This is a genomic window from Streptomyces sp. NPDC088766 (assembly GCF_044750845.1).
GTDB lineage: Bacteria > Actinomycetota > Actinomycetes > Streptomycetales > Streptomycetaceae > Streptomyces.
The window spans coordinates 126,322-152,163 of the sequence record NZ_JBIVKQ010000004.1 but is presented as its reverse complement, the minus strand read 5'-3'; the positions used below and the strand labels follow the sequence as shown (position 1 = coordinate 152,163).

Genomic DNA, 25,842 nt, shown 5'->3' with positions numbered 1-25,842 from the left:
GAGGCATGACACGACCCGCCGTCTCCGCCCACCGCGGCGGCAGCGAGCACCGCACGGCCGCCACCCTCGATGCCTACGAGGACGCGCTCTCCTCGGGCGCCGAGTACGCCGAGTTCGACGTCCGGCGCACCGCCGACGGCGTGTTCGTCGTCCACCACGACCCGCGCGCCGCAGGCACCGGGCCCCCGCTGTCCCGCCTCACCTACGCCGAGCTGTGCGCGCGCACCGGACACGCCGTACCCCTCGCCGAGGAGGTCATGACGCTGGTCGCGGGCAGGCTGATCGGACATCTGGACCTGAAGGAGACGGGCCACGAGCGGGAGTTGATCGACCTCGCCGTGACGCTGCTCGGCCGGGACGGGTTCGTCGCCACGACGCTGGAGGACCGTTCCGTCGCCGCGATCACCCGCGGCTTTCCCGGCGTGCGCACCGCCCTGTCGCTGGGGCGGGACCGCCGGGAGGTCGCGACGGTCCGGCTGGCCGGGACCCGTGCGAGCGAACTGTTCCCCGCCCGGCGCCTGCGGGCCTGCGGAGCCCACGGCGTCGCCGTCCACCAGCGGCTGGCCCGCGCCACCGTACTGCGCGGGGCGGCCCGGCAGGGCCTGTTCACCCTGGTGTGGACGGTCAACGACGACGCCGGACTGCGGACCTTCCTCGCCGACCCCCGGGTGGACGTGCTGGTCACCGACCGGCCGTGGCACGCGGTGCGGCTGCGCGACGAACCACACCGTGACCTTCCGGCGGCCGGCCCGCCCCGGTGAACCCGCGACGACCGCCCGCGCCCACCGGGCGTCACCCGTCACCCGTTGTCCGTCGTCCGTCGTCCGTTCTCCGTCGTCCGGATGCAGCCATCCGTCCACGGTCTGTCGTACGCGGTCGGCAGTGTGGCGCATACGGCGTTCAGGACCGACGCGTACGGTGTGCCGAAGCCGGTGAGCCGGGAGCGCAGCCGCTCCAGCCCGGCGCGGTGCCCGGTGAGCAGGCCGGTGTCGCCGGTGCGGGCGGCGAACTCCAGGACCGCCGGCAGGAAGTCGGGCGGTTCGTCGCCGGTGAACTCCAGCCCGTGCCGCCGGTAGGAGTCCTCGAAGCGGGCCTGGGAGACACCGCCGCACGGGTCGCTCTCGTCGTACCACCGGCCCAGACGCAGGCTGTGCCGTTCCTCGGAGTCGAAGACCCGCACGTAGTGCTCGGCCAGCTCCGCCCGTGGCGTGACGGCCGCGTGGTCGGTGAACTCCCTCAAGGGCGGGGCCGCTTCGCGCAGCAGGGGCAGCCTCGCGTACAGATCGTGGTCGGGGTACGTCAGGCAGAGCGCGGCCGCCTGGTACAGCACGGCGTCCGAGGGCATCACGCCTCCTTCACGGGGCGCACGCGCGGTGCGGCCGAGGCCGCTGCCGCGCCCGGCGGTTCGAGGTGCCCCGGTTCGAGGTGCCCCGGTTCGAGGTGCTGCGGGCCGGTGGGCTGCGAGGCGGCGGTTCGAGGTCCGGTGGACCGAGGTCCGGTGGACCGAAGTCCGGTGGACCGAAGTCCGGTGGTTCGAGGTCCGGTGGGCGGTCTCCGCGTGTCGGTCACAGGGCGCTCCCTCTGCTCACCCCTGTCCCGAACCTAGGGGCGGGCGCGGGAGCGCACCCGTTCACTGCGCCCGTACGGGTCACCCGCGTCGGCGTCCGGGACCGCGCGCCCCGGCGCCCGGCGGCCTCAGGGCTTGCGGGCCACCCCCGCGTACACCGGCACGATCCCGTCCGCCTGCAGGGCGACGTCCTCGGGGTCGGGCCGCCAGCCGGAGACCGGGATCACCCCCGGACCCAGCAGCTCCAGGCCCTCGAAGAAGCGGGAGAACTCCGTCAGCGAGCGGGGGTGGAAGGGGGTCCCGCCGCGCCGGAAATGGTTCGCGGCGTTCTCGATCGCCTCCGGGTTCAGGTCGGGGGTGACCTGGGAGAGGATCAGGTGGCTGCCGGGTGCCAGCGCGTCGACGTACCGCTTCAGCAGCCCGTACACGTCGTCGCCCGCCGGGTCCTCGCCCAGGTAGTGGGTCAGCGCCACCAGGGACAGCGACACCGGCCGGCCGAGGTCCAGGAAATCGGCCGCCCGGTGCAGCAGGGTGTCGACGTCCCGGACATCGGCGTGCACGTACTCGGTGGCGCCCTCGGCCGAGCCGTGCAGCAGCGCCTGGGCGTGCCGCAGCACGATCGGATCGTTGTCGGCGTAGACGACCCTCGACTCGGGGGCGACACTCTGTGCCACCTGGTGCAGATTGGGCTCGGTGGGGATGCCCGTACCGATGTCCAGGAACTGGCGCACGCCGGTCTCGGCGACCGTGCGCACGGCCCGCTGCATGAACCGGCGGTTGGCGCGCGCCCCGCGTAACACGGTGCCGTCCACGGCGAGGATCCTGCGGGCCAGTTCCTCGTCCACGGGATAGTTGTCCTTGCCGCCCAGCCACCAGTCGTACACCCGTGCCGGATGCGGCCTGCTGGTGTCGATGCGGACGGTGGCCTCGGGCTCGGGTCCGGTCATGCGCGGTCTTCTCCTGGCGACTGGTGGGTGATGAGTGGTGCCTGGTGAGTGGAACGGGTGGGAACGGCCGGAAGGCCGGCGTCCGCGGTGGCGTTCGGGCTCGGCGGGCCGGGGTCAGAACCCGCCGCGCACATCACGCAGCAGTTTCCTCGTGTGCTGCGCCGACGCGGCGTGCGTCGTCATGTGGTCGAGGACCTCCAGGTGTGCGGAGACCTCCCTGCGCGAGTCCAGGTACAGCGCGCCGGACAGGTACTCGGTGACGACCATGTCGGGCAGTTCGGGTTCGGCGAACCGGAACAACGAGAACGGCGCGGACGTCCCCGAGTGCGGGCCGCTCGCGAACTCCGCGACCTGCAGGGTGATCCGGTCGCGCTCCGCCAGCGCCAGCAGCTTGTCGACCTGCTCGTACATGACGTCGGTGTCGACGCTGACCGGCCGGCGCAGTACCGTTTCGTCCATCACGACCCACAGGTGGGGCGGGTTGGGTCCTTCGAGCAGCCGCTGCCGGGCCAGGCGCAGCGACACGTGCCGCTCGATGGCCTCCGGGCTGGTCCGGCCGACGGTCCCGGCCTCCAGCACGGCTCGCGCGTACCGCTCCGTCTGCAACAGGCCCGGCACGAAGTGGGGTTCGTAGGACCGGATGAGGTGGGCCGCGCCCTCCAGGCTGACGTACAGGCTGAACCATTCCGGCAGGACGTCGTGGAACCGCTGCCACCAGCCGGGCCGGTTCGCCTCCTCGGCGAGCGTGACGAAGGTGCCGGTCTCCGCCTCGTCCACCCCGTAGGTCTCCAGCAGCACCTGCACGTAAGGGATCTTCAGGGAGACTTCGGCCGTCTCCATGCGCCGCACGGTCGCTGGGGCCACCCGCAGTGCGCGGGCCGCCTCCTCCCGGCTGAAGCCCGCCGCCTCGCGCAACTCCTGCAGCCGTCTGCCGAGTACCACCTGGCCCACGGTGGGCGCCGGCCGCCTCTCACTCACGCCACGTCTCCCCTGCGTGTCGAAGCACGCCGGTCAGTGTGTCATGTTCCGGCTGCGCCCCGACAGGGACGACAGGGACCGCAGGGGACCACAGTGACGACGGCGAGTGGTGTGAAGGCGGTGCTGTGGACCTCCGGAAGCCGCCCCACATCCGACGTGTTCTCAGTTCACCAGCGAGTGAAGGTACTTGACGGTCGCCGGATCGGCCGGGAGCAGTGTCTCGATGGCCAGCTCGGCGACCGTCACGTCCATCGGCGTGTTGAACGTGGAGATCGACGAGACGAACGACAGCGTCCGGCCCTCGTGCTCGATCAGCATCGGCAGCGCGAAGTGCGGTACCGCCTCGACGGGTTCGGCCTCCGGGGCGGTCTCCGGGGTGGTTTCCGGCACCGGATAGGCGGCGACCTCCTCGTACAGCGTCCGCAACGGCGCGGAGCGGTGCAGGGCGATCTGCCGTTCCATCTGGGCCAGCAGATGCCCGCGCCACTCGGGCAGGTTGCGGATGCGCGGCGCGAGGCCCTCCGGGTGCAGCGTCAGCCGCATGGCGTTGAGCGGCGGCGCGAGCAGCGACTCCGGGAGGTCCGCCAGCAGCATGGTGATGCCGCGGTTGGCGGCCAGCACGTTGTACGTCGCGTCCACCACCAGTGCCGGATACGGCTCGTAGCCCTGGATCAGGCGCTCCATGCCGGCCCGCAGTGCGTCCAGCGCCGGATCGTCCAGCGGGGTCTCGCGGTAGCGGGGAGCGTAACCGGCCGCCACGAGAAGGGTGTTGCGCTCGCGCACGGGCACGTCCAGGTGCTCGGCCAGCCGCAGCACCATCTCCTCGCTCGGCCGGGAACGGCCCGTCTCCACGAAGCTGATGTGGCGGGCCGAGGAATCCGCGCGCAGCGCCAGTTCCAGCTGGCTGACCTTGCGCCGTTCCCGCCAGGCCCGCAGCAGGGGGCCGACACCCCGGTCGGCGGGGGCGGCGGAGCCGGAGCCCGGGGTGCCGGTCGCGAGAAGGCTCATACGGACGACCGTAGCGGAGCTGGCCGGCAGCGGCGTGTGACCCGTGCGGACCCGTGCGGACCCGCGGTGGCGGTGTGGCGGTGCCGGCCGGAGAGCGGGCCCCGCGGCCCCCGCGCGCGCCGGGCCCGAGGGCGGCCGGCCCGAACCGGTGGGAACCCTTCCGGCCAGGGCCGGCACGGCCGTCCTGTACCAGGCTGGACGGGTACCCGACGCCCACCCCAGGGAAGGGAGCCAGTCATGGCCGTCGCACCGCTGTCGCAGAAGGAGATCGACGACCGGCTCACGGAGCTGCCCGGCTGGTCCCACGACGCGGGCCGGCTCACCCGCTCCTACGAGCTGGCCTCCCATTTCGCCGCGACCGCGCTGGTCGTCCACGTGGCCCAGGTCCAGGAGGAGCTGAACCACCACTCCGAGCTGACCCTCGGCTACCGCACGGTGTCCCTCGCGGTGAACACCCACAGCGCGGGCGGCGCCGTCACCGACCTCGACTTCGAGCTGGCCCGCCGGGTGCGGGACCTGGCCCCGGCGCACGGCGCGCACTGAGACGCGCGGCGGACCGGACGGGGCCCCACGTGCTGGACTACGACGAGGAAGCCGCACGCTACGACGCCTCACGCGGCGGCGAACCCCGGGCGGCAGCCGCCGCGGAAGCCGTCCTCGCCCTGCTGCCGGACGGGACGCGCGGCCTGCTCGACGTCGCCTGCGGCACCGGCATCGTCACGCGCAGGCTCGCCGGACGCGACGGCCTGCGGGTGACCGGCGTCGACCTCGCCGCGGCGATGGTCCGCCAGGCCGCGGTACGTCTGCCGGGTGCCGTCGTGCGTGCCGACAGCCGCCGACTGCCCTTCCGCAGCGGGGAGTTCGACGCCGTCAGCAGTGTGTGGCTGCTGCACCTCGCGCCGACCGAAGCGGACGCGCGGGCGATCGTCGCCGAGTGCGCGCGGGTACTGCGGCCCGGCGGCGTGTACGTCACCACCGTCGACAAGGCCGCCTCGCACAACGTGGGCAGCGACATCGACGCCGTCCTCGCCTCCCGCCCGCCCCGCGCGGCCTGCGACGAGGCGTCGCTCGTCGACGCGTACGCCGCCGACCGCGGCCTCGTCCCCGCGGGCCGGGGCCGCTTCCCCGGCCGGGGCCAGGGCCGCAGCCCGCGCCGCACCGTCGCCGACCTGCGACGCGGCTGGTTCGTCACCCTGCCGCCGGGCGAGCCGGTCACGGAGACCTTCGCCGCGCGCCTGGCCGCGCTGCCCGACCAGGACCGGCCCCGCCCCGACCCCTGGTTCACGCTGAAGGCGTACCGGAAGCCGGGGACGCCGGCGGACGCGTGAAGCCCGTGCTCCAAGCCCGCGATCCAGGCACGTGATCCAGCCGGTCACCCAGGCGTCCCCGACGTCGGCCGAGAACCCCGCTCCCGGCGGGCGCCGACGCCGACGGCCGGGGAGACCGGGGACCGGGGCCACCGTTCCCGTCGGGTCCGCGGCGCGAGCACCTCCGTGTCCACGACGAGTCCGTCCGGCTCGGCGCGGACGCAACGGTGCTCGGGCCGTCCGGGCCGCGGGGCGGCCCGCGGCCCGGACCGTGGGGCCGCGCCGGCCGGGCGCTGCGGCGGCTTTCCCGACGAACCGCCCGACGACCCCGGCAACCTCCGGCCCGGCGGCGGCAACTGGGAGAGCGGAACCCGTCCGCCCTCCCCGGAGGTACCTCTCGTGCAGCACCCCCACCCGCACACGCCCACGCCCGCGCAACAGCCTCCTCTGCGTCCCCCCACACACCGCAGGCGGCGCAGGAGCGCCGTGCTCGCCGCGGCGATCGCGGTGACCGCGCTCGTCGGCGCCGGACTCACCACGCTCGCTTCGGGCAGCGCCGAAGCGGCCACCGCCCGCCAGGTCGAGAAGCTCGACCGGGGAGTCGTCAGCGTGCACACCGACAGCGGCAACCTGGTCAGCTGGCGCTGGCTCGGCACCGACCCGGGCGACGTCTCCTTCAACGTCTACCGGGCCGGCACCAAGGTCAACGCGACCCCGGTCACCGGCTCCACGAACTTCTTCCACTCCGGTGCCCCCGCCCAGGCCGACTACACGGTCCGCGCGGTCGTCGGCGGCGTCGAGCAGGCCGACTCCGTCCACGCCGTCCAACTCCGCACCGGCTACAAGGACGTGCCGATCACCCCGCCCGCCGGCGGCACCACCCCCGACGGGGTGGCCTACACCTACGAGGCCAACGACGCCTCCGTCGGCGACCTCGACGGTGACGGCGCCCTGGAGTTCGTCCTCAAGTGGTACCCGACCAACGCCAAGGACAACTCGCAGTCCGGCTACACCGGCAACACGGTCATCGACGCCGTCGAGCTCGACGGCACCCGCCTGTGGCGCGTAGACCTGGGCCGCAACATCCGTTCCGGCGCCCACTACACGCAGTTCCAGGTGTACGACTACGACGGCGACGGCAAGGCCGAGGTCGCCATGAAGACCGCCGACGGCACCAGGGACGGCACCGGCGCGGTCATCGGCAGCTCCAGTGCCGACCACCGCAACTCCAGCGGCTACGTGCTGTCCGGCCCCGAGTTCCTCACCATGTTCAACGGGCAGACCGGCAAGGCCATGGGCACGGTCGACTACGTGCCCGCCCGCGGCACCGTCTCCTCCTGGGGCGACTCCTACGGCAACCGCGTCGACCGCTTCCTCGCCGGCACGGCCTACCTGGACGGCACCCGCCCCTCGCTCGTCATGGCCCGCGGCTACTACACCCGTACCGTGATCGCGGCCTGGGACTGGCGGGGCGGCGCCTTCACCCGCCGCTGGACCTTCGACACCAGCTCCTCCACCAACTCCGGCAAGGGCTACGACGGTCAGGGCAACCACGCCCTGTCGGTCGCCGACGTCGACGCCGACGGCAAGGACGAGATCGTCTACGGCGCGATGACCGTCGACGACAACGGCAGCGGCCTGTGGACGACCAAGCTCGGCCACGGCGACGCGGCCCACCTCGGCGACCTCGTGCCGTCCCGGCCCGGACTGGAGTACTTCAAGGTCTCCGAGGACACCGGCAAGCCGGGCTCCTGGATGGCCGACGCCCGCACCGGCCAGATCCTGTGGCAGACGGCGTCCGGCGCGGACAACGGGCGCGGAGTCGCCGCCGACGTCTACGCCGGCAGCGCGGGCGCCGAGGCCTGGTCCGCCTCCGACACCACCCTGCGCTCGGCGACCGGCGCCTCGCTCGGCCGCGAGCCGTCCAGCATCAACTTCGTCACCTGGTGGGACGGCGACCCCGTCCGTGAACTCCTCGACGGCACCCGCATCGACAAGTACGGCACCTCCGGCGACACCCGCCTGCTGACCGCCTCCGGCGTCCACTCCAACAACGGCACCAAGTCCACCCCGTCCCTGTCCGGGGACATCCTCGGCGACTGGCGCGAGGAGGTCGTCTGGCCGACCTCCGACAACACGGCCCTGCGCATCTACTCCACTCCGGTGGAGACCGGCACGAAGATCACCACCCTGCTGCACGACACCCAGTACCGCACGGCCCTGGCCTGGCAGAACACCGCCTACAACCAGCCGCCGCACCCGAGCTTCTTCATCGGCGACGGGATGGCGACGGCACCGCGGCCCACGGTCTACACGCCCTGACCGGTCCGGCGCGAAGGGCGCGTGCCGCTCGCGGCACGCGCCCCACCGGTTCAGTGACCGCTCGGCCCACCTCGGTGCATCTCAGTTCACCGCGCAGGTCTGCTCGCCCAGCTTGAAGGCGGCCGGTTTCGCGTTCGTCCCCGACCAGTTGCCCGTGAAGCCGAAGCTCACCGAGGAGCCCGCCGCCACGGTGCCGTTCCAGCCGATGTTCTTCGCGGTCACCGACGCACCCGACTGGGCGTACTCGGCGTTCCACAGCTGGGAGACCGTCTGACCGCCGGTGAAGGCCCAGCTCAGGGACCACCCCGACCAGGCGCTCGTCCCCGTGTTGGCGAGCTTCACGTCCGCCTGGAAACCCCCGGACCACTGGTTGGTGATGGTGTACGTCACCGCGCAGGCGCCCGTCGGGGACGGCGTCGGGTCCGTGCCGCCGCCCCCGTCGCCTCCGCCTCCGGCGTCCGAGGTGTCGCCGTAGATCACGCCCCGGCCGTTCGTCGCGACGTAGACGCGGCCGTAGACCCGCGGGTCACCCGTGATCGCGGCGCCCGTCCAACCCCACTGGTGGGCGTCGTCGTTGATCCGTGTCCAGCTCGCGCCCCGGTCCGTGGAACGGAAGATGCCGCGCACACCGGCGATCTTCGCGCTGGTGTACAGCGTCTGGTACGAGGCGCCCGCGGCGGCCTTGCCGAAGCCGATCGTGTCGGCCTGCTCGACGCCGGACAGCTTGGTGAAGCTCGCACCGCCGTCCGTCGAGTGCCACAGCCCGTACGCCCCGTCGCTCGCCCCGCCGGCCAGCCAGATGTCGCCCTTCGTGCCGGGAACCGCCTGGAACCGCACGCTGTCCCCGCTGGGCAGACCGGTCGCCGGGGACGCGGTGAAGGTCGCGCCGCCGTCCGAACTGACGTAGAACCTGCCCGACTTGAAGCCGTAGAACGTCTTGGCGTCGACGCGGTCGGACTCCACGACCGCGCCGGCCGGGATGCCGCTCGACGCCGACCAGGAGGTGCCGAAGCCCGTCGTGTGGTGCACCCCGGCGCCCGCCGGGCTCCACACGAAGCGGCTGCCGTCCGCCGCCGCGGCCACCGTTCCGCCCCCGCTGACTCCCGAAGGGTCGGTGCCCGCGAACCAGTTGGCGCCGTTGTCCGTGGAGAACGCCACATGCGGGCCCGAGTCGAGATTGCCGGTCCGCACCACCGTGTTCGGGTTGGACTCGGCGAAGTCCAGGCTCGTGGTGGTGGTGAAGTTCGGCGAGGTGAACATCATCGACGGGACCTTGGCCAGGTCGGTGTGCCGGAAGCCGCCGATGTCGCCGAGGGCGCTGAGCAGCGGGGCGCCGGCCGGGGGAGAGGCGAGGTCGTTGACCGCGGTCTCCTCCAGCCCCTGCACCATGGGCTTGATGGTGAACTTGCCGCCGGAGTCCCATTCGGTGAGGTTCTCCGTGCCGTAGACCGTCGCGCCCGTGCCGTACATCATCCGGTTCGAGTCGAAGGGGTCGATCTCCAGCGACTCCGTCATCCAGCCCAGCTTCGGGGTCTGCTCGGGCGGTGACGGGTTGGCTCCCCAGGTCAGCCAGGGGGAGGAGGAGACGTCCATGGTGTACCGGTTCTGGCGGTCGGGATACGACGTGTAGTCCCACGCCTTCGTCCAGGTGCCGCCGCTGTCGGTGGAGCGGAAGATCTGGGTGTCCGGCCACCAGGAGCTGTAGGCGGTCGCCATCACCGTGCCGGGGCGCTGCCGGTCGACCGTCAGCCCGCTGAAGCCGTAGTAGGTGTCGGTCTCGGCGACCGGGCTGATGTCGGTCCAGGTACCGGTCGCCGTCGTGTACCGGTACAGCCGGCCCTTGCCGCCGTCGTACGGGCCGCCCTTGTCGCTGTATGCGATGTACAGCCGACCGTTGACGGTGTCCAGTACACCCTTGTGGGCCAGGTATCCCGTCGGCTGTCCGGCCAGCCGCGACCAGGTGGCGCCCGCGTCCGTCGAGCGGTACACCGCGTTGTCCGTGTCCGCGACACCGACGTAGATCGTCTTCGTGGCGCTGCCCGACGTCCCGGTCGACTCGTCGAAGGTGACCCAGACGATGCCCTGGTTGTCGGAGGTGTAGCCGCTGGTGTCGCTCGGATCCGCCACGTAGTTGCCGACGTTGGGGAAGTTCGCCACCTGCGACCAGGTGACGCCCGAGTCCGTCGACCGCCACAGTCCCTTGCCGCTCGGCGCGCCCAGGTACAGCACGCTGTTGCGGTTCGGGTCGACGGCGAGGCGTTCGCCCATGCCCCGGCCGGGCATGTTGCCGCCGAGCTTGAACGGCAGGTCCGTCCGCTGCCAGCTCGCGCCCCGGTCCGCCGAGCGCATCACCGCTCCGTTGCCCGGATCCCAGCTGTTGGTGTACGTGCCGACGGCCGCGTACACCCGGTTCGGGTCGACGGAGTCGGAGGCCAGGCTCACCACGCCCGTGTGCCCCCAGTTCGCCCAGCCGACCGAGTCCAGCAGCGGCGTCCAGGTCTTGCTGCTCTGCTGCCAGCGGTAGGCCCCGCCGATGTCGGTGCGGGCGTAGGCGAGGTTCTTCTCCTTGCGGTTGAAGACGATGCCCGGGACGAAACCTCCGCCGTCGATCCGGGCGTTCTTCCAGGTGTACGACTCCGCCGCCAGGGGCTTCGGCGGAGCGCTGCCGGCGGCGAGCACGGGCGGGGTGCCGGCGAGCAGGCCGGCCGCGAGTGCCAGCGCGGCCGTGAGGATACGGGTTCTTCGCACGGTGGGGGTCCTTCCTCGCGAAGCCATGTGGGCCCGGATGAGGCCGTGGGCGGCCAGGGGGAGGTCAGAGATCGTGTGTGGGGGGGGAGATGCGACGACCGGGCGGTCCCCTGTGCGGGTGGGGACCGCCCGGCGCGGTACGCGGAGCCTTAGCGGGGGCTTATTCGAGAAGCTCCGCGTACGAGCCCATGGCCATGGCGATGTCCGCCTGGGCCCAGAACCGGTGGTACGTGAACACGGGCGCGGCTCCGCCCGCGAGGTAGCTCTGGATCTTCGACCAGGACGGGTCGTTCTTGTAGAAGGACCTGATCGAGTCGAAGGTCGAGGAGGCGCTGATCGCGTCACCGTTCGGCATGGTGCCGGTCCAGCCGCTCGGGACGTACACGGCGTCGTCGAAGCGGTTGTAGTCGGTGCGGGTCTCGGGGACCGCGATGCCGAGGGCGTCCTGGTTGTTGTTCCACATGCCGTCCAGGAGGGCCTTGGCGGTCGTCTTCGCCTCCGCGTCACCGGACTTGGCGGCGTAGTACGTCAGGGTCCTGGCGTACGCGGCGGCCACGCCGACGTCGTTGGTGTAGTCGGCGACGGTGACGTGGAGTCCCGTGTTGGCACCGGGGCTCGTGGCGTTCCAGGTGTCGGGCTGGCCCGACCACTGGAGGGTGGAGGGGATCAGGAACGTGCCGTCCGGGTTGACCGTGGTCTTGGACAGGGCCCAGTCGACCCACTTGTCCAGAACGGCCTTGGCCTTGGCGTCACCCGTCTGCTGGTAGTACTCGGCGACCCGCTCCATCGACCACGCCTGGAAGCCGAACCACTGGTTGGACGGCGGGTCGTGGTAGACGGGCTGCTGGTCGTAGTACATGCCGTAGAAGGTCGACTTCCCGGCCGGGGGAGTCGCGTAGCGGCCCGCCCAGCTGTTGGTCGCGCCGCCCGCGATGGCGCCTTCGCTGGACTGGAGCCACCGGTAGAACTCCAGTTGCCGGGTCAGCGACTTGGCCCAGTCCGCCTGTCCCGTGGCCGACTTGGGCTTGAGGTCGGCGTAGCTGCTGAGCGCGTAGGCGGCCAGGGGGTTCTGGTAGCCGCCGTGCGCGTGGCTGGAACCGATGCGCCAGGCCCAGCCGGCGCTGGTGTCGGTGGCGCCGCCCCACGCGTAGTACCAGGACAGCAGGTAGTGCGAGGCGTCCTTGCCGGTGCCCGCCGGACAGGCGGACGGACCCACGCAGTTGCCGACCTTCTTGAAGTACTTGTCGTACATCGCGTACCGCAGGTAGTCGCCCATCTTCGCCGCCTTGGCGACGGTGGCCGAGACCTGGCTGCCCTTGCCCTGCTGCTCCGCCCAGACGTCCGCCCAGTAGGCGGCCTGCACGGCGCGCGCGTCGGCGTCCGGGGCGTTGGTGAACTTCCACTGCTTGGCGTAGGAGGAGTCACCGGTGAACAGGTCCAGATAGCCGTTCTTCCCGCCGTACTTGAAGGCGTCGCAGGTCGGCTGCGGCACCGTCTCCCACACCGATTCCTGCGCGCCGCGCTGGAAGGTGTTGATGTACGAGGGGCCGGTGTCGGTGGGACCGGCCTCGCACTTGCCGGGGGAGTTGCCGTAGCCGTAGACGTTGTCGACGTCCTGGAGCCAGTGCATGCCGTAGACGTCGTCCGTGCCGTAGGCGGTCTTCAGCTCACCGGCGATCGGGTCCGGTCCCACCGACACCCCGCCGTCCAGCTTCGCCGGGTACTCGTTGGGCGTGTCCAGTTCCGGCGCGTACGTCGCCGGCTTGGACGCGTTGTAGAAGGAGTTCGTCGGCTGGTCGGCGTGGGTGGGGATCATGTACTTCTCCATGATCTCCCAGGCGCCGTTGAACTTGGTCCAGTCGCCCGTGACCTTGCCGTACATCGCCTGCAGCCAGAGCAGGTAGCTGTACGCCTCCGACGTGGTCTCGTGTCCGTGGTCCGGGGCCTCGACGATCAGCGTCTCCACCGAGTGGTAGGGGATTCCCTCGGGGGAGAAGTAGCCGTTCGCCGGGTTGGTGATCTTCCCGTACAGCTCCAGGAAGCGCGCGTCGTACGCCTTGGTGGCGCCGATCTGGGTGACCGTGACCGAGGCCTTCGCGTGCCCGGTCGCCGTCGACTCGAAGGTCGCCGCGCCGGTGCCGGAGCTGTCGCCCGTGACGGTCACCTTCTGCGCGGTGTTCCAGTTCGACGGGGTGAAGGTCAGGCTCGCGCCACCGGTCACCGTGAGTCCCGTGTTGCCGCTCGTCCGGGCGGTCGTCACGGTCACGTTGGCCGACGGCTGGGTGGAGAGCCGCAGCTCGTACGTCCCCGTCTTGCCCTGCTGGACGGCGAGCTGGGTCGTGGAGGCCACCACGGCCGGCCCCGAGGCGACCGTGATGCCGACCGGGGTGGACGACGCGGAGGCGCCCAGGCTGTCGTAGGCCTTCGCCACCAGCGAATGACTGCCCACGGTCAAGCCAGAGGCCGACAGCGAGTAGGGCGCGCTGGTGTCCGTGCCGAGCAGGGTCGTGTCGTCGTAGAACTCGACCTTGGAGACGGTCGCGCCGTCCGCGGCGGCCGCGGTGGCCGCGAGCGGCACCGCGTCGCCCTGGGTGTAGACCGCGCCCGCCGCCGGGCTGGTCAGCACGGTGATCGGCGGCTGGTGGGCCCCGGTGCACGGGGTGCCGTTGACCGAGAAAGTCGTGGGAGCGGCGTTGCTGCCGCTGTAGGTGAACTGCGCCCCGGTGCCGACCGCCGCGCCGGCGGCGACCGTCCCGTTGTAGGAGGCGTTGGTCACCGTGATCTGCTTGCCCGACTGCGACCAGCTGCCGTTCCAGCCGTTGGTCAGCTTCTGGTTGCCGGCGTAGGCGTACGTCAGGGTCCAGCCGCTGATCGGGTCCGTACCGCGGTTGGTGAGGGTGAGATCCGCGGTGAAGCCGGATCCCCAGTCGTTCGTCTTGTAGTCGACGCTGCACTGAAGTGCCGCGGCCTGGGCGGGGGTCGTGTTGGTGCCCAGCATGGCCAGGGGGAGCGCGAGGGCCGCCACGACGGCGGTCCACAGTCGCCGCGCCGTGCGGCGTCTGCGTGAGGGATCCATGGTGCTGGTTCCTCCTTGCGGCTCGGAGAAGGGGGAGGAGGAGCAACAAGCCTTGAACCAGTGGGAGCGCTCCCATAGTGGGGATGCGGGTGGGAGCGGTCAAGATGCTTGAAGAGTCGAAAATGTTCGACACGCGAGGTTGAGAGAAAGTCAGCAACCCTCTGTTTTTTGCCGTCACTTGGCGCTAGCTTCGTTGGCACCAGTGGGAGCGGTTCCATCAGTCGACGCGTCCGTACCGACGTGCCCGAGCTGTGAGGACTCGCTCATGCGAAACCCCCCGCGTTCAGTACTTTTAGCCGTCGCCGGCACGGTCGCCCTCGCCCTGGGCGCCACGCTGCCGGTCGTGACGGCACAGGGAGCCACGCCCGCTTGCACGGTGGAGTACTCCGTCACCGGACAGTGGGACGCCGGCTTCCAGGGGGCCGTGAAGGTCACCAACCACGCGGCCGCCATCAGTGGTTGGAGCCTGAGTTTCGACTTCGCCGACGGGCAGAAGGTCACGCAGGGCTGGAACGCCAAGTGGTCCCAGTCGGGTACGGCCGTCACCGCCGTGAACGAGAGCTACAACGGCGCCCTCGGCACCGGTGCGAGCGTCGACGCCGGTTTCATCGCCACGAAGTCCGTTGCCAACGCCGTACCGACGACGTTCGAGCTGAACGGCGCGACGTGCGACGTCGGCCCTGGACCGACCCCGACCCCTACCTCCACACCGACCTCCACTCCTCCTACTCCCACACCCACCCCGACTCCGACCGGCCCGTCGGATCCCGGTGACGAGCCGCCCGCCCTGCGGGTCCTGGGGAACAGGCTCGTGGACGCCGACGGCACCACCCGTCGTCTGCTCGGCGTCAACCGCTCCGGCGGCGAGTTCATGTGCGTCCAGGGCCGCGGCATCTTCGACGGACCGGTCGACGACGCCGCCGTCCGGGCGATCGCCGACTGGGACGTCGACACCGTCCGCATCCCCCTGAACGAGGAGTGCTGGCTCGGCCTGTCCAACATCCGATCCGAATACGGCGGTTTGAACTACGTCGACGCGGTCAAGGATCTGGTGGCCCGCGTCGAGGCGCACGGCATGACCCCGATCGTCGAACTGCACTGGACGTACGGCCAGTACACGGGCAACTCGGCAGGCTGCTCCGACGTGCACGCAAGCTGCCAGAAACCGATGCCGGACATGCAGTACACACCGGCGTTCTGGAAGTCGGTGGCCGACACCTTCAAGAACGACCCGGCCGTCGTGTTCGACCTGTTCAACGAGCCCTATCCGGACCGCGCGACCTCCACGGCCACCCAGGCCTGGCAGTGCTGGCGGGACGGCGGCACCTGCCCCGGCATCGGGTACGAGGTCGCCGGTATGCAGGATCTGGTCGACGCAGTACGGTCGACCGGCGCCGAGAACGTGATCCTCGCCGGCGGGATCGCCTACGCCAACGACCTCAGCCAGTGGCTGACCCACAAGCCGGCCGACCCGACGGGCAACCTCGCCGCCGCCTGGCATGTGTACAACTTCAACTCCTGCTCCAGTGCGAGCTGCTGGAACTCCACGCTCGCCCCCGTCGCCGACCGGGTTCCCCTGGTGGCGGGGGAGATCGGCGAGAACACCTGCTCGCACGGATTCGTCGACCAGGTCATGAAGTGGTTCGACGACCGAGGACTGTCGTACCTGGGCTGGACCTGGAACACCTGGGACTGCTCCACCGGTCCGTCCCTGATCTCGCACTACGACGGGACACCCACCGCGTACGGCATCGGGCTGCGCGATCATCTGCGCGCCCTGAAGGGCTGACCCCGGCACCACCCCACGACCACGACCCCTAGGAAAAGCGCGTCACCCCACACCCGCAACCGAGAAGGAACACCGCACTCATGAGCCGTAGCAGAACTGCGATACTCGCCGCGCTGGCGCTGGTCGCCGGTGCCTCCGGGACGGCGCTCGCCGTCGTCCCCGGTGACGCCGGCATCGCCGCCGTACCGTGCACGGTGGACTACAAGGTGCAGAACGACTGGGGCACCGGCTTCACCGCCAACGTGACCGTCACCAACAACTCGGCCGCCAAGTCGAGTTGGGCCGTGAAGTGGTCGTACGCCGGGAACCAGAAGGTCACCAACGCCTGGAGCGCGAAGGTCACCCAGTCCGGCACGGCCGTCACCGCCGCCAACGAGAGCTACAACGGCACGCTGGCCACGGGCGCTTCGACCAGCTTCGGGTTCCAGGGCACCTACAGCGGCAGCAACGCGCTCCCGACGACGTTCACCCTCGACGGCGTCACCTGCAACGTCGACGGCGGCGGCCCCACCGACCCCGGTCCGACGGACCCCGGCCCGACCGATCCCGGCACCCCCGGCACCAGGGTCGACAACCCCTACGCCGGCGCCAAGGTGTACGTGAACCCCGAGTGGTCGGCGAAGGCCGCGGCCGAACCGGGCGGCACCCGCATCTCCAACCAGCCCACCGGCGTCTGGCTCGACCGCATCGCCGCGATCAACGGTGTCAACGGCGGCATGGGCCTGCGCGCCCACCTCGACGAGGCGCTGAAGCAGAAGGGCTCCGGCGAACTCGTCGTCCAGCTCGTCATCTACAACCTGCCCGGACGCGACTGCGCCGCCCTCGCCTCCAACGGCGAACTGGGCCCGACGGAGATCGACAAGTACAAGACGCAGTACATCGACCCGATCAAGGCCATCCTCGCCGACTCCAAGTACGCCGGACTGCGCATCGTCACCACCATCGAGATCGACTCGCTGCCCAACCTCGTCACCAACACCGGCAGCCGGCCCACGGCCACCCCGCAGTGCGACGTGATGAAGGCCAACGGCAACTACCAGAAGGGCGTCGGCTACGCCCTGAACAAGCTCGGTGACGTGCCCAACGTCTACAACTACATCGACGCCGGACACCACGGCTGGATCGGCTGGGACGACAACTTCGCCCCCAGCGCCGCCCTCTTCAAGGAGGCGGCGACCACCGAGGGTGCCACCGTCAACGACGTCCACGGCTTCATCACCAACACGGCCAACTACAGCGCTCTGAAGGAGAACAACTTCACCATCAACGACAACGTGGCCGGCAAGTCGGTCCGCGAGTCGAAGTGGGTCGACTGGAACCGCTACGTCGACGAGCTGTCCTTCGCGCAGGGCTTCCGCAACCAGCTGGTGACGGCCGGCTTCAACTCCGGCATCGGCATGCTGATCGACACCTCCCGCAACGGCTGGGGCGGCTCCGCCCGGCCCGCCGGACCGGGCGCCACGACCAGCGTCGACACCTACGTCAACGGTGGCCGCTACGACCGCCGTATCCACATCGGCAACTGGTGCAACCAGGCCGGTGCCGGTCTCGGTGAACGTCCGCAGGCGGCCCCCGCGGCCGGGATCGACGCCTACGTCTGGATGAAGCCGCCGGGCGAGTCCGACGGCTCCAGCAGCGCCATCCCGAACGACGAGGGCAAGGGCTTCGACCGGATGTGCGACCCCACGTACACGGGCAACCCGCGCAACGGCAACAGCCTGTCGGGCGCCCTGCCCAACGCGCCGGTCTCCGGGCACTGGTTCTCCGCGCAGTTCCAGCAGCTGATGCAGAACGCGTACCCGCCGCTGCCGTAACCGCGTGACCCGCCGGGGGCGCACCACCCGACCCCCGGCGCGCTACCGGCCGCTCCCGTCCACCGGGAGCGGCCGGTCGGCGTTCCCCGGGAACCAGCGTTCTCCGGGAAACTGGCTGCCGTTTTTTGCCGTCCCGGCAACAGAGATGGCCTCCGGCCGGTGCGTCGACGCACGCTGTCGGCACCACGGACGAGAGGCTGACCACCATGGCGCACGAACAGCACGAACAGAACGAACAGCAGCACGGACAGCACGGGCACGACGGTCCGGGGCACGGGCATGGGCACGGTCACGGTCACGGGGACGGCACCGAGATCGACTGGGCCGAGATGGCCCCGCATCTGGAGGCCCAGGCCGAGCTGTTCATGCCCCTGTACGAGAAGGCCCTGTCCTGGCTCGGGAAAGAGGTGACCGAACCGGGGCTGATCGTCGACGCGGGCAGCGGCCCCGGCGTGGTGTCCTGTCTCTTCGCCGAGATGTTCCCCGGCGCGCGGGTCATGGCCGTCGACGGCTCCGCACCGCTCCTCGAGCGGGCGCGGGCACGGGCCGGCCGACTCGGGCACGCCGACCGCTTCGGCATCCTGGCCGGTGAACTGCCAGGCGTGCTGGATGAGTTGGACTACCCCGCCGATCTGATCTGGGCCGGCCGCAGCCTGCACCACCTGGGCGACCAGCGTGCCGCCCTCGCCGCGTTCGCCGAGCGGCTGGCGCCCGGCGGCACGTTGGCCGTCATGGAGGGCGGTCTGCCGAGCCGGTTCCTGCCGCGTGACCTCGGATTCGGCCGTCCCGGCCTGGAGGCACGGCTCGACGCACTGGAGGCGGAGTGGTTCGCCCGGATGCGTGCCGACCTGCCCGGAGCCGTCGAGGAGACCGAGGACTGGGCCGCGCTGCTGAGCGCCGCGGGCCTGAAGCACATCCGCACCCGCAGCTTCCTGCTCGACCTGCCGGCTCCGGCCTCCGACCGGGCCCGCGCCTACATCGCCGCCTCCCTGGGCCGGCTCCGGGACGTCTTCGGCGACACGCTCGACGCGGACGACCGGGCCGTGCTCGACCGGCTGCTCGACCCGCAGGACCCGGCGGGCGTGCACCATCGGCCGGACGTGTTCGTGCTGGCCGCCCACTCGGTGCACACCGCGGTCAAGTCGCTCTAAAGAAAAGGGACTTGATTTGGAGAGCGCTTCAAGTGATGCACTCGGTGCCCTTCGCGCAACGCACGGGGGGTACCCACCATGAACAGCTCTCCGGACACGACGGCCGCGCCCGTCGCCCTCATCACCGGCGGCGGCAGCGGCATCGGCGCCGCCGTCGTGCGGCGCCTGCTGGAAGCGGGACACCGGGACACCGGGACACCGGGTCACCGTCACGGGCCGCGGCGAGGAGCGGCTGCGCGCCTTCGCCGCGGAGCTGGGTGAGCCGGAGGGGCTGCTGACGGTCGTCGGCAGCACGTCCGACTACGACCACGTACAGTCGGCGGTCGACCGTACGCTCAAGGAATTCGGCCGGCTGGACACGGTCGTCGCCAACGCCGGCACGGCCACCCACGACTCCGTCGCCGACCCCGCCGGCTGGACCGACATGGTCCTGACCGATGTGCTGGGTCCCGCCCTCCTCGTCCGCGCCTCCGTCGACGCGCTCAAGGAGACCCGCGGCCGGATCGTGCCGATCGGCAGTGTCGCCGGCTTCGTGCCCACCCCGGGCAACCCCTACGGGGCGACGACGGGGGCACCGCCCGCTCGAGCGGAGCCGAGAGTGGGGGAGGGCGGTGACGGGGCTTGCCGAGAACACCCGCCGACAGGTCACCGAGTGGGGCGTCGGCGTCACCCTGGTCGCGCCGGGCCGGGTGGAGACCCCGTTCTGGGACGGCTACGGCAGCCTGCCGCCCGGGCACCTGCTGACCGCCGACCAGATCGCCGACTCCGTGGGGCGGGCGATCCGCCGGCCCGAGGGAGTCGACGTCAACACCGTCGTCGTACGCCCGGTCGGACAGCCCAGCCGACGCGCGGAGGGCGCCCCTCGACAACAGGGGCGCCCTCCGGCACGCGCGGGCCGCGGGCCCAGTCGGTGCGGGCCCAGTCGGTGCGGGCTCAGCCGATGTCGAACGTGGCCGGGTCGGGACCGATGCGCCGGTCCTCGTTCAGCGCGCTGATCGCGGCCAGGTCCTCGGTGTCCAGGCTGAAGTCGAACACCTCGATGTTCTCCTTGATCCGCGACGGCGTCACGGACTTCGGGATCACGATGTTGCCGATCTGGAGATGCCAGCGCAGCACGACCTGGGCCGGGGTGCGGTCGTGCTTGCGGGCGATGGCGACGATCGCCGGCACCTCCAGGAGCCCCTTGCCCTGGCCCAGCGGGGACCAGGCCTCGGTGGCGATGCCCTGCTCCGCGTGGAACTCGCGCGAGGCGTGCTGCTGGAGGTGCGGGTGCAGCTCGATCTGGTTGACCGCGGGGATGACCGAGGTCTCGGCGAGCAGCCGCTCCAGGTGCTCCGGCAGGAAGTTCGAGACGCCGATGGCCCGCGTGCGGCCGTCCGCGAGGAGCTTCTCGAACGCCTTGTAGGTGTCGACGTAGGAACCGCGGGCCGGCAGCGGCCAGTGGATCAGGTACAGGTCGACGTAGTCGAGGCCCAGCTTCTCCAGCGAGACGTCGAACGCGCGGAGCGTCGCGTCGTACCCCTGGTCGCTGTTCCAGAGCTTGGTGGTGACGAAGAGGTCCTCGCGGGCCACGCCCGAGGCGGCGAGCGCCTTGCCGGTGCCCTCCTCGTTGCCGTAGATCGCCGCTGTGTCGATGCTGCGGTACCCGGCCTCCAGCGCGGTGGCCACCGCCTGCTCGGCCTCGTCGTCCGGCACCTGCCAGACGCCGAAGCCCAGCTGGGGCATCTCGACGCCGTTGTTCAGGATGATCGGGGGGACCTTGCTGCTCACGAGCTCTTGATCCTTCGGTTGTCCGTCAAGTGGTACTCCCATGGTCAACGATCACGGGGCGTCGTGCATTCCTGACCCCGGAATCCGTCGGCCGGGGCTCACGTCCGGTACAGCGCGTCGACCTCGTCGGCGTACGTGTTCTCGATCGCCCTGCGCTTCAGCTTCAGGGACGGGGTCAGCAGGCCGTGCTCCTCGGTGAACGGCTGGGCGAGGATGCGGAAGGTGCGGATCGACTCGGCCTGCGAGACCAGCGTGTTCGCCGTCACCACGGCCCGGCGCACCTCCGCCTCCAGGTCCGGGTCGCGCACCAGCTCGGCGGGTGCCGGCTGCGGTTTGCCGCGCATCTGGAGCCAGTGTTCGACGGCCTCCTGGTCGAGGGTGACCAGGGCGGCGACGAACGGCCGGTCGTTGCCGACGACGATGCACTGGTTCACCAGCGGGTGGTCCCGGACACGTTCCTCCAGCAGGCCCGGTGAAACGCTTTTGCCGCCGGAGGTGACGAGGATCTCCTTCTTGCGGCCGGTGATGGTGAGGTAGCCGTCCTCGTCGAGGGAACCCAGGTCGCCGGTGGCGAGCCAGCCGTCGTGCAGGGCCTCGGCGGTGGCCTCGGGGTTGTTGAGGTAGCCCTGGAAGACGTTGTCGCCGCGCAGCCAGATCTCGCCGTCGTCCGCGATGTGCACGGTCATGCCGGGGATGGCCTGGCCGACGGTGCCGTAGCGGGTGCGTCCGGGCGGGTTGGCGGTGGCGGCCGCGCTGGTCTCGGTCAGGCCGTAGCCCTCGTAGATCTGCACGCCCGCGCCGGCGAAGAACAGGCCGAGCCTGCGGTCCATCGCCGAGCCGCCGGACATGGCGTGCCGGACCCGGCCGCCCATGGCCGCGCGCACCTTGGAGTAGACGAGCTTGTCGAACAGCTGGTGCTGCAGGCGCAGGCCCGCCGAGGGGCCGGGGCCGATGCCCCACGCCTTCGCCTCGACGGCCTCCGCGTGGTTCACCGCCACCTCGACGGCCTTCTCGAACGCCCCGCCCCTGCCCTCCCGCTCGGCCTTGCGGCGCGCCGCGTCGAAGACCTTCTCGAAGATGTACGGCACGGCGAGGAAGAACGTCGGCCGGAACGCGGCCAGGTCGGGCAGCAGGGCGGCGGCCTGCAGCTGGGGCTGGTGGCCGAAGCGGACCCGGCCGCGGATCGCGGCGATCTGCACCATCCGGCCGAAGACGTGCGCGAGCGGCAGGAACAGCAGGGTCGCCGCCTCGTCGCCCTTCCGGGAGTGGAACACCGGCTCCCAGCGCTCGATGACGGTGTCCGCCTCGAACATGAAGTTGCCGTGCGAGATGACACAGCCCTTGGGGCGCCCGGTCGTCCCCGACGTGTAGATGACCGTCGCGGTCGACTCGGGGGTCACCGCCTCCCGGTGCCGGTGCACCACCTCGTCCTCGATGGAGGCGCCGGCGTCGTACAGCTCCTGCACGCACCCGGCGTCGAGCTGCCACAGCCGGCGCAGCCGGGGGAGGCGGTCGATGACGGTGGCGATGGTCATCGCGTGTTCCTCGTGCTCGACGACCGCGGCGGTGACCTCGGAGTCGTACAGCATCCAGAAGCACTGCTCGGCCGAGGAGGTCGAGTAGACGGGGACGACCTGCGCGCCGATGGTCCACAGGGCGTAGTCGAAGAGGGTCCATTCGTAGCGGGTGCGGGACATGATCGCGACGCGGTCGCCGAACCGGACCCCCTCGGCGAGGAGCCCCTTGGCGAGGGCGAGGACCTCGTCGCGGAACTCGGCGCAGGTCACGTCCCGCCAGCCGCCCCGCTCGTCCTTGCGGCCCAGCGCGACGTGCCGCGGGGCGTCCTGGGCGTGCTCGAAGACGACGTCGGCCAGACCGCCCACCGGCGGTGCCGATGCCGACGGAGGGTTGGTGAACTCGCGCAAACCCCGCACCCCGCTTCTCATGGCCGCACAGCGCCGTGAAAGCTACCCCACGCCCACGCGGCACGGGAGGGGGTCGGAAAGCGGGCGACGCTCTCGTCCGCGCTGGTCAGTGCGGGAAAATGGGCTCACATGCGGAAGGGTCGGACAGAAAACTGACGGAAGAGTAAGTTTCGGTCCCGTAATCTCCACCGAATCCGCCCGACCCGCTTACGGCGCCGGGACCGGGCGCGAGGAGCCGGCGGCCCGCCGGTGCCGACGACGCTCGTGATCGATACGCCTAGGGTCTTTCGCTGGGATCAGGCCGGATGAGGGAGCGGGGTCCGCGAGCCCGGCATGATCCCAGCGAGAGATCCTAGGGCCGCTCGCGCGCCCGGTCCGCATCCGCCGGACGGGCCCCGCGCCGGTGCAGGCGGTCGCCGCCCGCCAGGATCGCCGCCGCCAGCGCGTCGGCCGCTCCCTGCGCCGCCGTACGCCGCCGCCCGTGCACCAGGACGAACTCCACCCGGCCCAGTTCGGGCAGGCCCGCCCGCTCCGGGACCCGTACCAGGCCCGGCGGGATCAGGCCCCGCGAGTGCGCCATGACGCCCAGGCCCGCGCGGGCCGCCGCGATCAGCCCGTTCAGGCTGCCGCTCGTGCACACGATCCGCCACGCCCGCCCCTGCCGCTCCAGCGCCTCCAGGGCCAGGGCGCGGGTGATCCCCGGCGGCGGGAAGACGATCAGCGGCACCGGCCGGTCCGGGTGCAGCCGCAGCCGGTCCGCGCCGATCCACACCAGCTCGTCGTGCCGGACCAGCTCGCCGTGCGGATCCTCGGGGCGCCGCTTGGCCAGCACCAGGTCCAGCTTCCCGGCCGCGAGCTGCTCGTGCAGCGTGCCGGACAGCTCCACCGTCAGCTCCAGATCGACCTCCGGGTGGTCGTGCCGGAAGCCCTCCAGGATCTCCGGCAACCGCGTCAGCACGAAGTCCTCGGACGCGCCGAAGCGCAGCCGGCCGCGCAGCCGCGTTCCCGTGAAGAACGCCGTCGCCTGCTCGTGCACCTCCAGGATCCGGCGCGCGAAACCCAGCATCGCCTCGCCGTCCTCGGTCAGCTCCACCGAGTGCGTGTCCCGGGTGAACAGGGTCCGCCCCGTGGTGTCCTCCAGGCGGCGCACGTGCTGGCTGACGGTCGACTGGCGCAGCCCGAGCCGCCGGGCGGCCTGCGTGAAACTCAGGGTCTGGGCGACCGCCAGGAAGGTGCGCAGCTGGGACGGCTCGTACACACCGGCCACCGTACCGGTCATCATGGCGCGCGATCACAGTGAGAGCGGTGTACCGGATTCCCGATCACGGGGCCGGGGAGGACGATGGACGGGGACCTCCCGCCCCGCAACACCCGTACGAACGAGCAAGTGGAGCACCGTGAAACGCCTGCGCCGGCCGAGCCGGATGCCGATCGACCCGTACATCCTGCTGCTGCTCGGGACGGTCGGCCTCGCGGCGCTCCTGCCGGCCCGCGGCGCCGCCGCCGACGTGGCCTCCGGTGCCTCCACGGCCGCGATCGCCTTCCTGTTCTTCCTGTACGGCGCCCGCCTGTCCACCCGGGAGGCGCTCGACGGACTCAGGCACTGGCGCCTGCACCTCACCGTCCTCGCCTGCACCTTCGTGGTCTTCCCGCTGCTCGGCACGGCCGCCCGAGGCCTCGTCCCGGTGGTCCTCACCGAGCCCCTCTACCAAGGGCTGCTGTTCCTGACCCTGGTCCCGTCGACCGTCCAGTCCTCGATCGCCTTCACCTCGATCGCCCGCGGCAACGTGCCCGCCGCGATCTGCGCCGGCTCCTTCTCCTCGCTCGTCGGCATCGTCGTGACGCCGCTGCTCGCGGCCGCCCTGCTCGGCAACAGCGGCGGCGGCTTCTCCACGGACTCCCTCGTGAAGATCGTGCTGCAACTGCTCGTGCCCTTCGCGGCGGGGCAGGTGCTGCGCCGCTGGATCGGCGCTTTCGTCGCCCGGCACCGGAAGGTCCTCGGCTACGTCGACCGCGGCTCCATCCTCCTCGTCGTCTACACCGCGTTCAGCGAGGGCATGGTCCAGGGCATCTGGCACCAGGTCGGCCCGGCCCGGCTCGCCGCACTGCTGGCCGTCGAGGCCGCACTGCTCGCCGTGATGCTCGCACTGACCTGGTACGGCGCGAAGGCGCTGCGGTTCGGCCGCGCGGACCGGATCGCGATCCAGTTCGCCGGGTCCAAGAAGTCCCTGGCCTCCGGCCTGCCCATGGCGAGCGTCCTGTTCGGCGCGCACGCCTCCCTCGCCGTGCTGCCTCTGATGCTGTTCCACCAGATGCAGCTCATGGTCTGCGCGGTCATCGCCAAGCGCCGCTCGCACGACCCGGAGGCGGAGGGGGAGGCGGAGGTCGAGGCGGGGGCCGAGGCGGGGGCGGAGACGGCGGCGGGGGCGGCCGACGCCGTGGCGGCGGCCCCGACGTCACGCTCCTCGGCCACCGACCCGGGGACGGACCGGCGGTGAGGCGGCACACCGCGCGCCCGGCGGGAATTGTCGGACACCCCCTGAAGGGTGTTGCACGAGGCTGCTTGATCACAGCCTCGTGCAACGCCCTTCAGCCCCGCGCGGCCGCCGTCCGCAGGGCGATGCGGTCCTCGCCCGCGTACACGTTCATGGAACTGCCCCGCAGGAAGCCCACCAGCGTCAGTCCCGTCTCCGCCGCCAGGTCCACCGCGAGGGAGGACGGCGCCGACACCGCCGCGAGGACCGGGATGCCCGCCATCACGGCCTTCTGGGCCAGCTCGAACGAGGCCCGGCCCGACACGAGCAGGATCGCCCGGGACAGCGGCAGGCCGTCGTTCTGGAGGGCGCGGCCGACCAGCTTGTCGACCGCGTTGTGCCGGCCGACGTCCTCGCGGACGTCCAGCAGCTCACCGTCCTCGGAGAACAGGGCCGCCGCGTGCAGGCCGCCGGTGCTGTCGAAGACGCGCTGGGACGCGCGCAGCCGGTCGGGGAGGACGGCGAGGAGCTCCGGTGCGACGCGGAGCGGGGGAGTGTCGGCGACGGGCCAGCGGGTCGTCGTGCGCACCGCGTCCAGGCTGGCCTTGCCGCACAGGCCGCAGGACGAGGTCGTGTAGACGTTCCGCTCCAGGGTGATGTCGGGGACGGTGACGCCGGGTGCGGTCCGTACGTCGACGACGTTGTACGTGTTCGACCCGTCCGCGGTCGCCCCGGCGCAGTAGACGATGTTCTGCAGGTCGGATCCCTCCGCCAGGACGCCTTCGCTGACCAGGAACCCGGCGGCCAGGGCGAAGTCGTCGCCGGGCGTGCGCATGGTGATGGCGAGGGGTCTGCCGTTGAGCCGTATCTCCAGCGGCTCCTCCGCGACCAGGGTGTCCGGGCGGCTGGAGACCGCTCCGTCGCGGATGCGGAGCACCTTGCGTCGTTCGGTGACTCGTCCCATGT

General features: G+C 71.4%; 18 protein-coding genes and 1 pseudogene. 9 read left to right on the top strand and 10 right to left on the bottom strand.

The features are described 5' to 3' along the window. Window positions 1–5 precede the first annotated feature (5 nt). Window positions 6–761, top strand: coding sequence for a glycerophosphodiester phosphodiesterase family protein (locus ACIP5W_RS07845; RefSeq protein ID WP_401468316.1), 756 nt, complete (start codon window positions 6–8; stop codon window positions 759–761). 38 nt (window positions 762–799) lie between these two features. Here ACIP5W_RS07845 and ACIP5W_RS07840 read toward each other — a convergent pair whose 3' ends face one another. From ACIP5W_RS07840 to ACIP5W_RS07825, 4 genes are all read right to left on the bottom strand, one after another. Then, window positions 800–1,345, bottom strand: a complete 546-nt coding sequence (locus ACIP5W_RS07840; protein ID WP_401468313.1) for a nitrate reductase molybdenum cofactor assembly chaperone — start codon at window positions 1,343–1,345, stop codon at window positions 800–802. A gap of 350 nt (window positions 1,346–1,695) precedes the next feature. Further along, window positions 1,696–2,514, bottom strand: coding sequence for an SAM-dependent methyltransferase (locus ACIP5W_RS07835; protein WP_401468310.1), 819 nt, complete (start codon window positions 2,512–2,514; stop codon window positions 1,696–1,698). Between the two features lie 114 nt (window positions 2,515–2,628). Beyond that, a complete protein-coding gene (locus ACIP5W_RS07830; RefSeq protein WP_401468307.1) occupies window positions 2,629–3,492 on the bottom strand; it encodes a helix-turn-helix domain-containing protein in 864 nt (287 codons plus the stop codon). Window positions 3,493–3,654: 162 nt separating this feature from the next. Then, entirely contained in the window at window positions 3,655–4,500 is an 846-nt protein-coding gene (locus tag ACIP5W_RS07825; protein WP_401468304.1) for a helix-turn-helix domain-containing protein, read from the bottom strand. 237 nt (window positions 4,501–4,737) lie between these two features. Between ACIP5W_RS07825 and ACIP5W_RS07820 the strand changes: the two genes are divergently transcribed. The 3 genes from ACIP5W_RS07820 to ACIP5W_RS07810 all read left to right on the top strand — a co-directional run bounded on the left by ACIP5W_RS07820 (window position 4,738) and on the right by ACIP5W_RS07810 (window position 8,129). Next, window positions 4,738–5,043 carry a 4a-hydroxytetrahydrobiopterin dehydratase gene (locus ACIP5W_RS07820; protein ID WP_401468301.1) on the top strand — a complete coding sequence of 102 codons (306 nt, stop codon included), beginning with the start codon at window positions 4,738–4,740 and terminating at the stop codon, window positions 5,041–5,043. Window positions 5,044–5,072: 29 nt separating this feature from the next. Further along, window positions 5,073–5,828 carry a class I SAM-dependent methyltransferase gene (locus tag ACIP5W_RS07815; protein WP_401468298.1) on the top strand — a complete coding sequence of 252 codons (756 nt, stop codon included), beginning with the start codon at window positions 5,073–5,075 and terminating at the stop codon, window positions 5,826–5,828. A 378-nt stretch (window positions 5,829–6,206) separates the two neighbouring features. Continuing rightward, window positions 6,207–8,129, top strand: a complete 1,923-nt coding sequence (locus ACIP5W_RS07810; RefSeq protein ID WP_401468295.1) for a rhamnogalacturonan lyase — start codon at window positions 6,207–6,209, stop codon at window positions 8,127–8,129. 81 nt (window positions 8,130–8,210) lie between these two features. On the opposite strand, the gene ACIP5W_RS07805 is transcribed toward ACIP5W_RS07810, so the two are convergent. Both ACIP5W_RS07805 and ACIP5W_RS07800 read right to left on the bottom strand, forming a co-directional pair. Continuing rightward, on the bottom strand, window positions 8,211–10,877 hold the full coding sequence (locus tag ACIP5W_RS07805) for a cellulose binding domain-containing protein (RefSeq protein WP_401468292.1): 2,667 nt from the start codon (window positions 10,875–10,877) through the stop codon (window positions 8,211–8,213). A gap of 160 nt (window positions 10,878–11,037) precedes the next feature. Next, window positions 11,038–13,953, bottom strand: a complete 2,916-nt coding sequence (locus ACIP5W_RS07800) for a glycoside hydrolase family 48 protein (RefSeq protein WP_401468289.1) — start codon at window positions 13,951–13,953, stop codon at window positions 11,038–11,040. A gap of 265 nt (window positions 13,954–14,218) precedes the next feature. Here ACIP5W_RS07800 and ACIP5W_RS07795 point away from each other — a divergent pair, with 265 nt between their 5' ends. The 4 genes and pseudogenes from ACIP5W_RS07795 to ACIP5W_RS07780 form a co-directional block, all read left to right on the top strand. Continuing rightward, on the top strand, window positions 14,219–15,742 hold the full coding sequence (locus ACIP5W_RS07795) for a cellulase family glycosylhydrolase (protein WP_401468286.1): 1,524 nt from the start codon (window positions 14,219–14,221) through the stop codon (window positions 15,740–15,742). An 80-nt stretch (window positions 15,743–15,822) separates the two neighbouring features. Further along, window positions 15,823–17,556, top strand: coding sequence for a glycoside hydrolase family 6 protein (locus tag ACIP5W_RS07790; RefSeq protein ID WP_401468283.1), 1,734 nt, complete (start codon window positions 15,823–15,825; stop codon window positions 17,554–17,556). 206 nt (window positions 17,557–17,762) lie between these two features. Further along, entirely contained in the window at window positions 17,763–18,707 is a 945-nt protein-coding gene (locus tag ACIP5W_RS07785; protein WP_401468280.1) for a methyltransferase, read from the top strand. 78 nt (window positions 18,708–18,785) lie between these two features. Beyond that, window positions 18,786–19,549 (top strand): annotated as a pseudogene (locus ACIP5W_RS07780) (SDR family oxidoreductase); the annotation flags it as partial. 91 nt (window positions 19,550–19,640) lie between these two features. Here ACIP5W_RS07780 and ACIP5W_RS07775 read toward each other — a convergent pair. The 3 genes from ACIP5W_RS07775 to ACIP5W_RS07765 form a co-directional block, all read right to left on the bottom strand. Beyond that, window positions 19,641–20,477, bottom strand: coding sequence for an aldo/keto reductase (locus ACIP5W_RS07775; protein WP_401468277.1), 837 nt, complete (start codon window positions 20,475–20,477; stop codon window positions 19,641–19,643). A 98-nt stretch (window positions 20,478–20,575) separates the two neighbouring features. Next, entirely contained in the window at window positions 20,576–22,402 is a 1,827-nt protein-coding gene (locus ACIP5W_RS07770; RefSeq protein ID WP_401468275.1) for an AMP-dependent synthetase/ligase, read from the bottom strand. A 352-nt stretch (window positions 22,403–22,754) separates the two neighbouring features. Then, window positions 22,755–23,660, bottom strand: coding sequence for a LysR substrate-binding domain-containing protein (locus ACIP5W_RS07765; RefSeq protein ID WP_401468982.1), 906 nt, complete (start codon window positions 23,658–23,660; stop codon window positions 22,755–22,757). Window positions 23,661–23,826: 166 nt separating this feature from the next. On the opposite strand from ACIP5W_RS07765, the gene ACIP5W_RS07760 reads away from it, so the two are divergent. Next, window positions 23,827–24,900, top strand: coding sequence for a bile acid:sodium symporter family protein (locus ACIP5W_RS07760; protein ID WP_401468979.1), 1,074 nt, complete (start codon window positions 23,827–23,829; stop codon window positions 24,898–24,900). Between the two features lie 91 nt (window positions 24,901–24,991). Here the strand turns inward: ACIP5W_RS07760 and fdhD are convergent, their stop codons facing one another. Further along, complete coding sequence (gene fdhD / locus ACIP5W_RS07755) at window positions 24,992–25,840, bottom strand: formate dehydrogenase accessory sulfurtransferase FdhD (RefSeq protein WP_401468273.1); 849 nt, start codon at window positions 25,838–25,840, stop codon at window positions 24,992–24,994. Window positions 25,841–25,842 lie beyond the last annotated feature (2 nt).

Coding starts and splice junctions, on each gene's coding strand:
- ACIP5W_RS07820 (WP_401468301.1), top strand. CDS start 4,738: ATGGCCGTCGCACCGCTGTCGCAGAAGGAGATCGACGACCGGCTCACG.
- ACIP5W_RS07835 (WP_401468310.1), bottom strand. CDS start 2,514: ATGACCGGACCCGAGCCCGAGGCCACCGTCCGCATCGACACCAGCAGG.
- ACIP5W_RS07795 (WP_401468286.1), top strand. CDS start 14,219: ATGCGAAACCCCCCGCGTTCAGTACTTTTAGCCGTCGCCGGCACGGTC.
- ACIP5W_RS07785 (WP_401468280.1), top strand. CDS start 17,763: ATGGCGCACGAACAGCACGAACAGAACGAACAGCAGCACGGACAGCAC.
- ACIP5W_RS07790 (WP_401468283.1), top strand. CDS start 15,823: ATGAGCCGTAGCAGAACTGCGATACTCGCCGCGCTGGCGCTGGTCGCC.
- ACIP5W_RS07840 (WP_401468313.1), bottom strand. CDS start 1,345: ATGCCCTCGGACGCCGTGCTGTACCAGGCGGCCGCGCTCTGCCTGACG.
- ACIP5W_RS07760 (WP_401468979.1), top strand. CDS start 23,827: ATGCCGATCGACCCGTACATCCTGCTGCTGCTCGGGACGGTCGGCCTC.
- ACIP5W_RS07825 (WP_401468304.1), bottom strand. CDS start 4,500: ATGAGCCTTCTCGCGACCGGCACCCCGGGCTCCGGCTCCGCCGCCCCC.
- ACIP5W_RS07845 (WP_401468316.1), top strand. CDS start 6: ATGACACGACCCGCCGTCTCCGCCCACCGCGGCGGCAGCGAGCACCGC.
- ACIP5W_RS07800 (WP_401468289.1), bottom strand. CDS start 13,953: ATGGATCCCTCACGCAGACGCCGCACGGCGCGGCGACTGTGGACCGCC.
- fdhD (WP_401468273.1), bottom strand. CDS start 25,840: ATGGGACGAGTCACCGAACGACGCAAGGTGCTCCGCATCCGCGACGGA.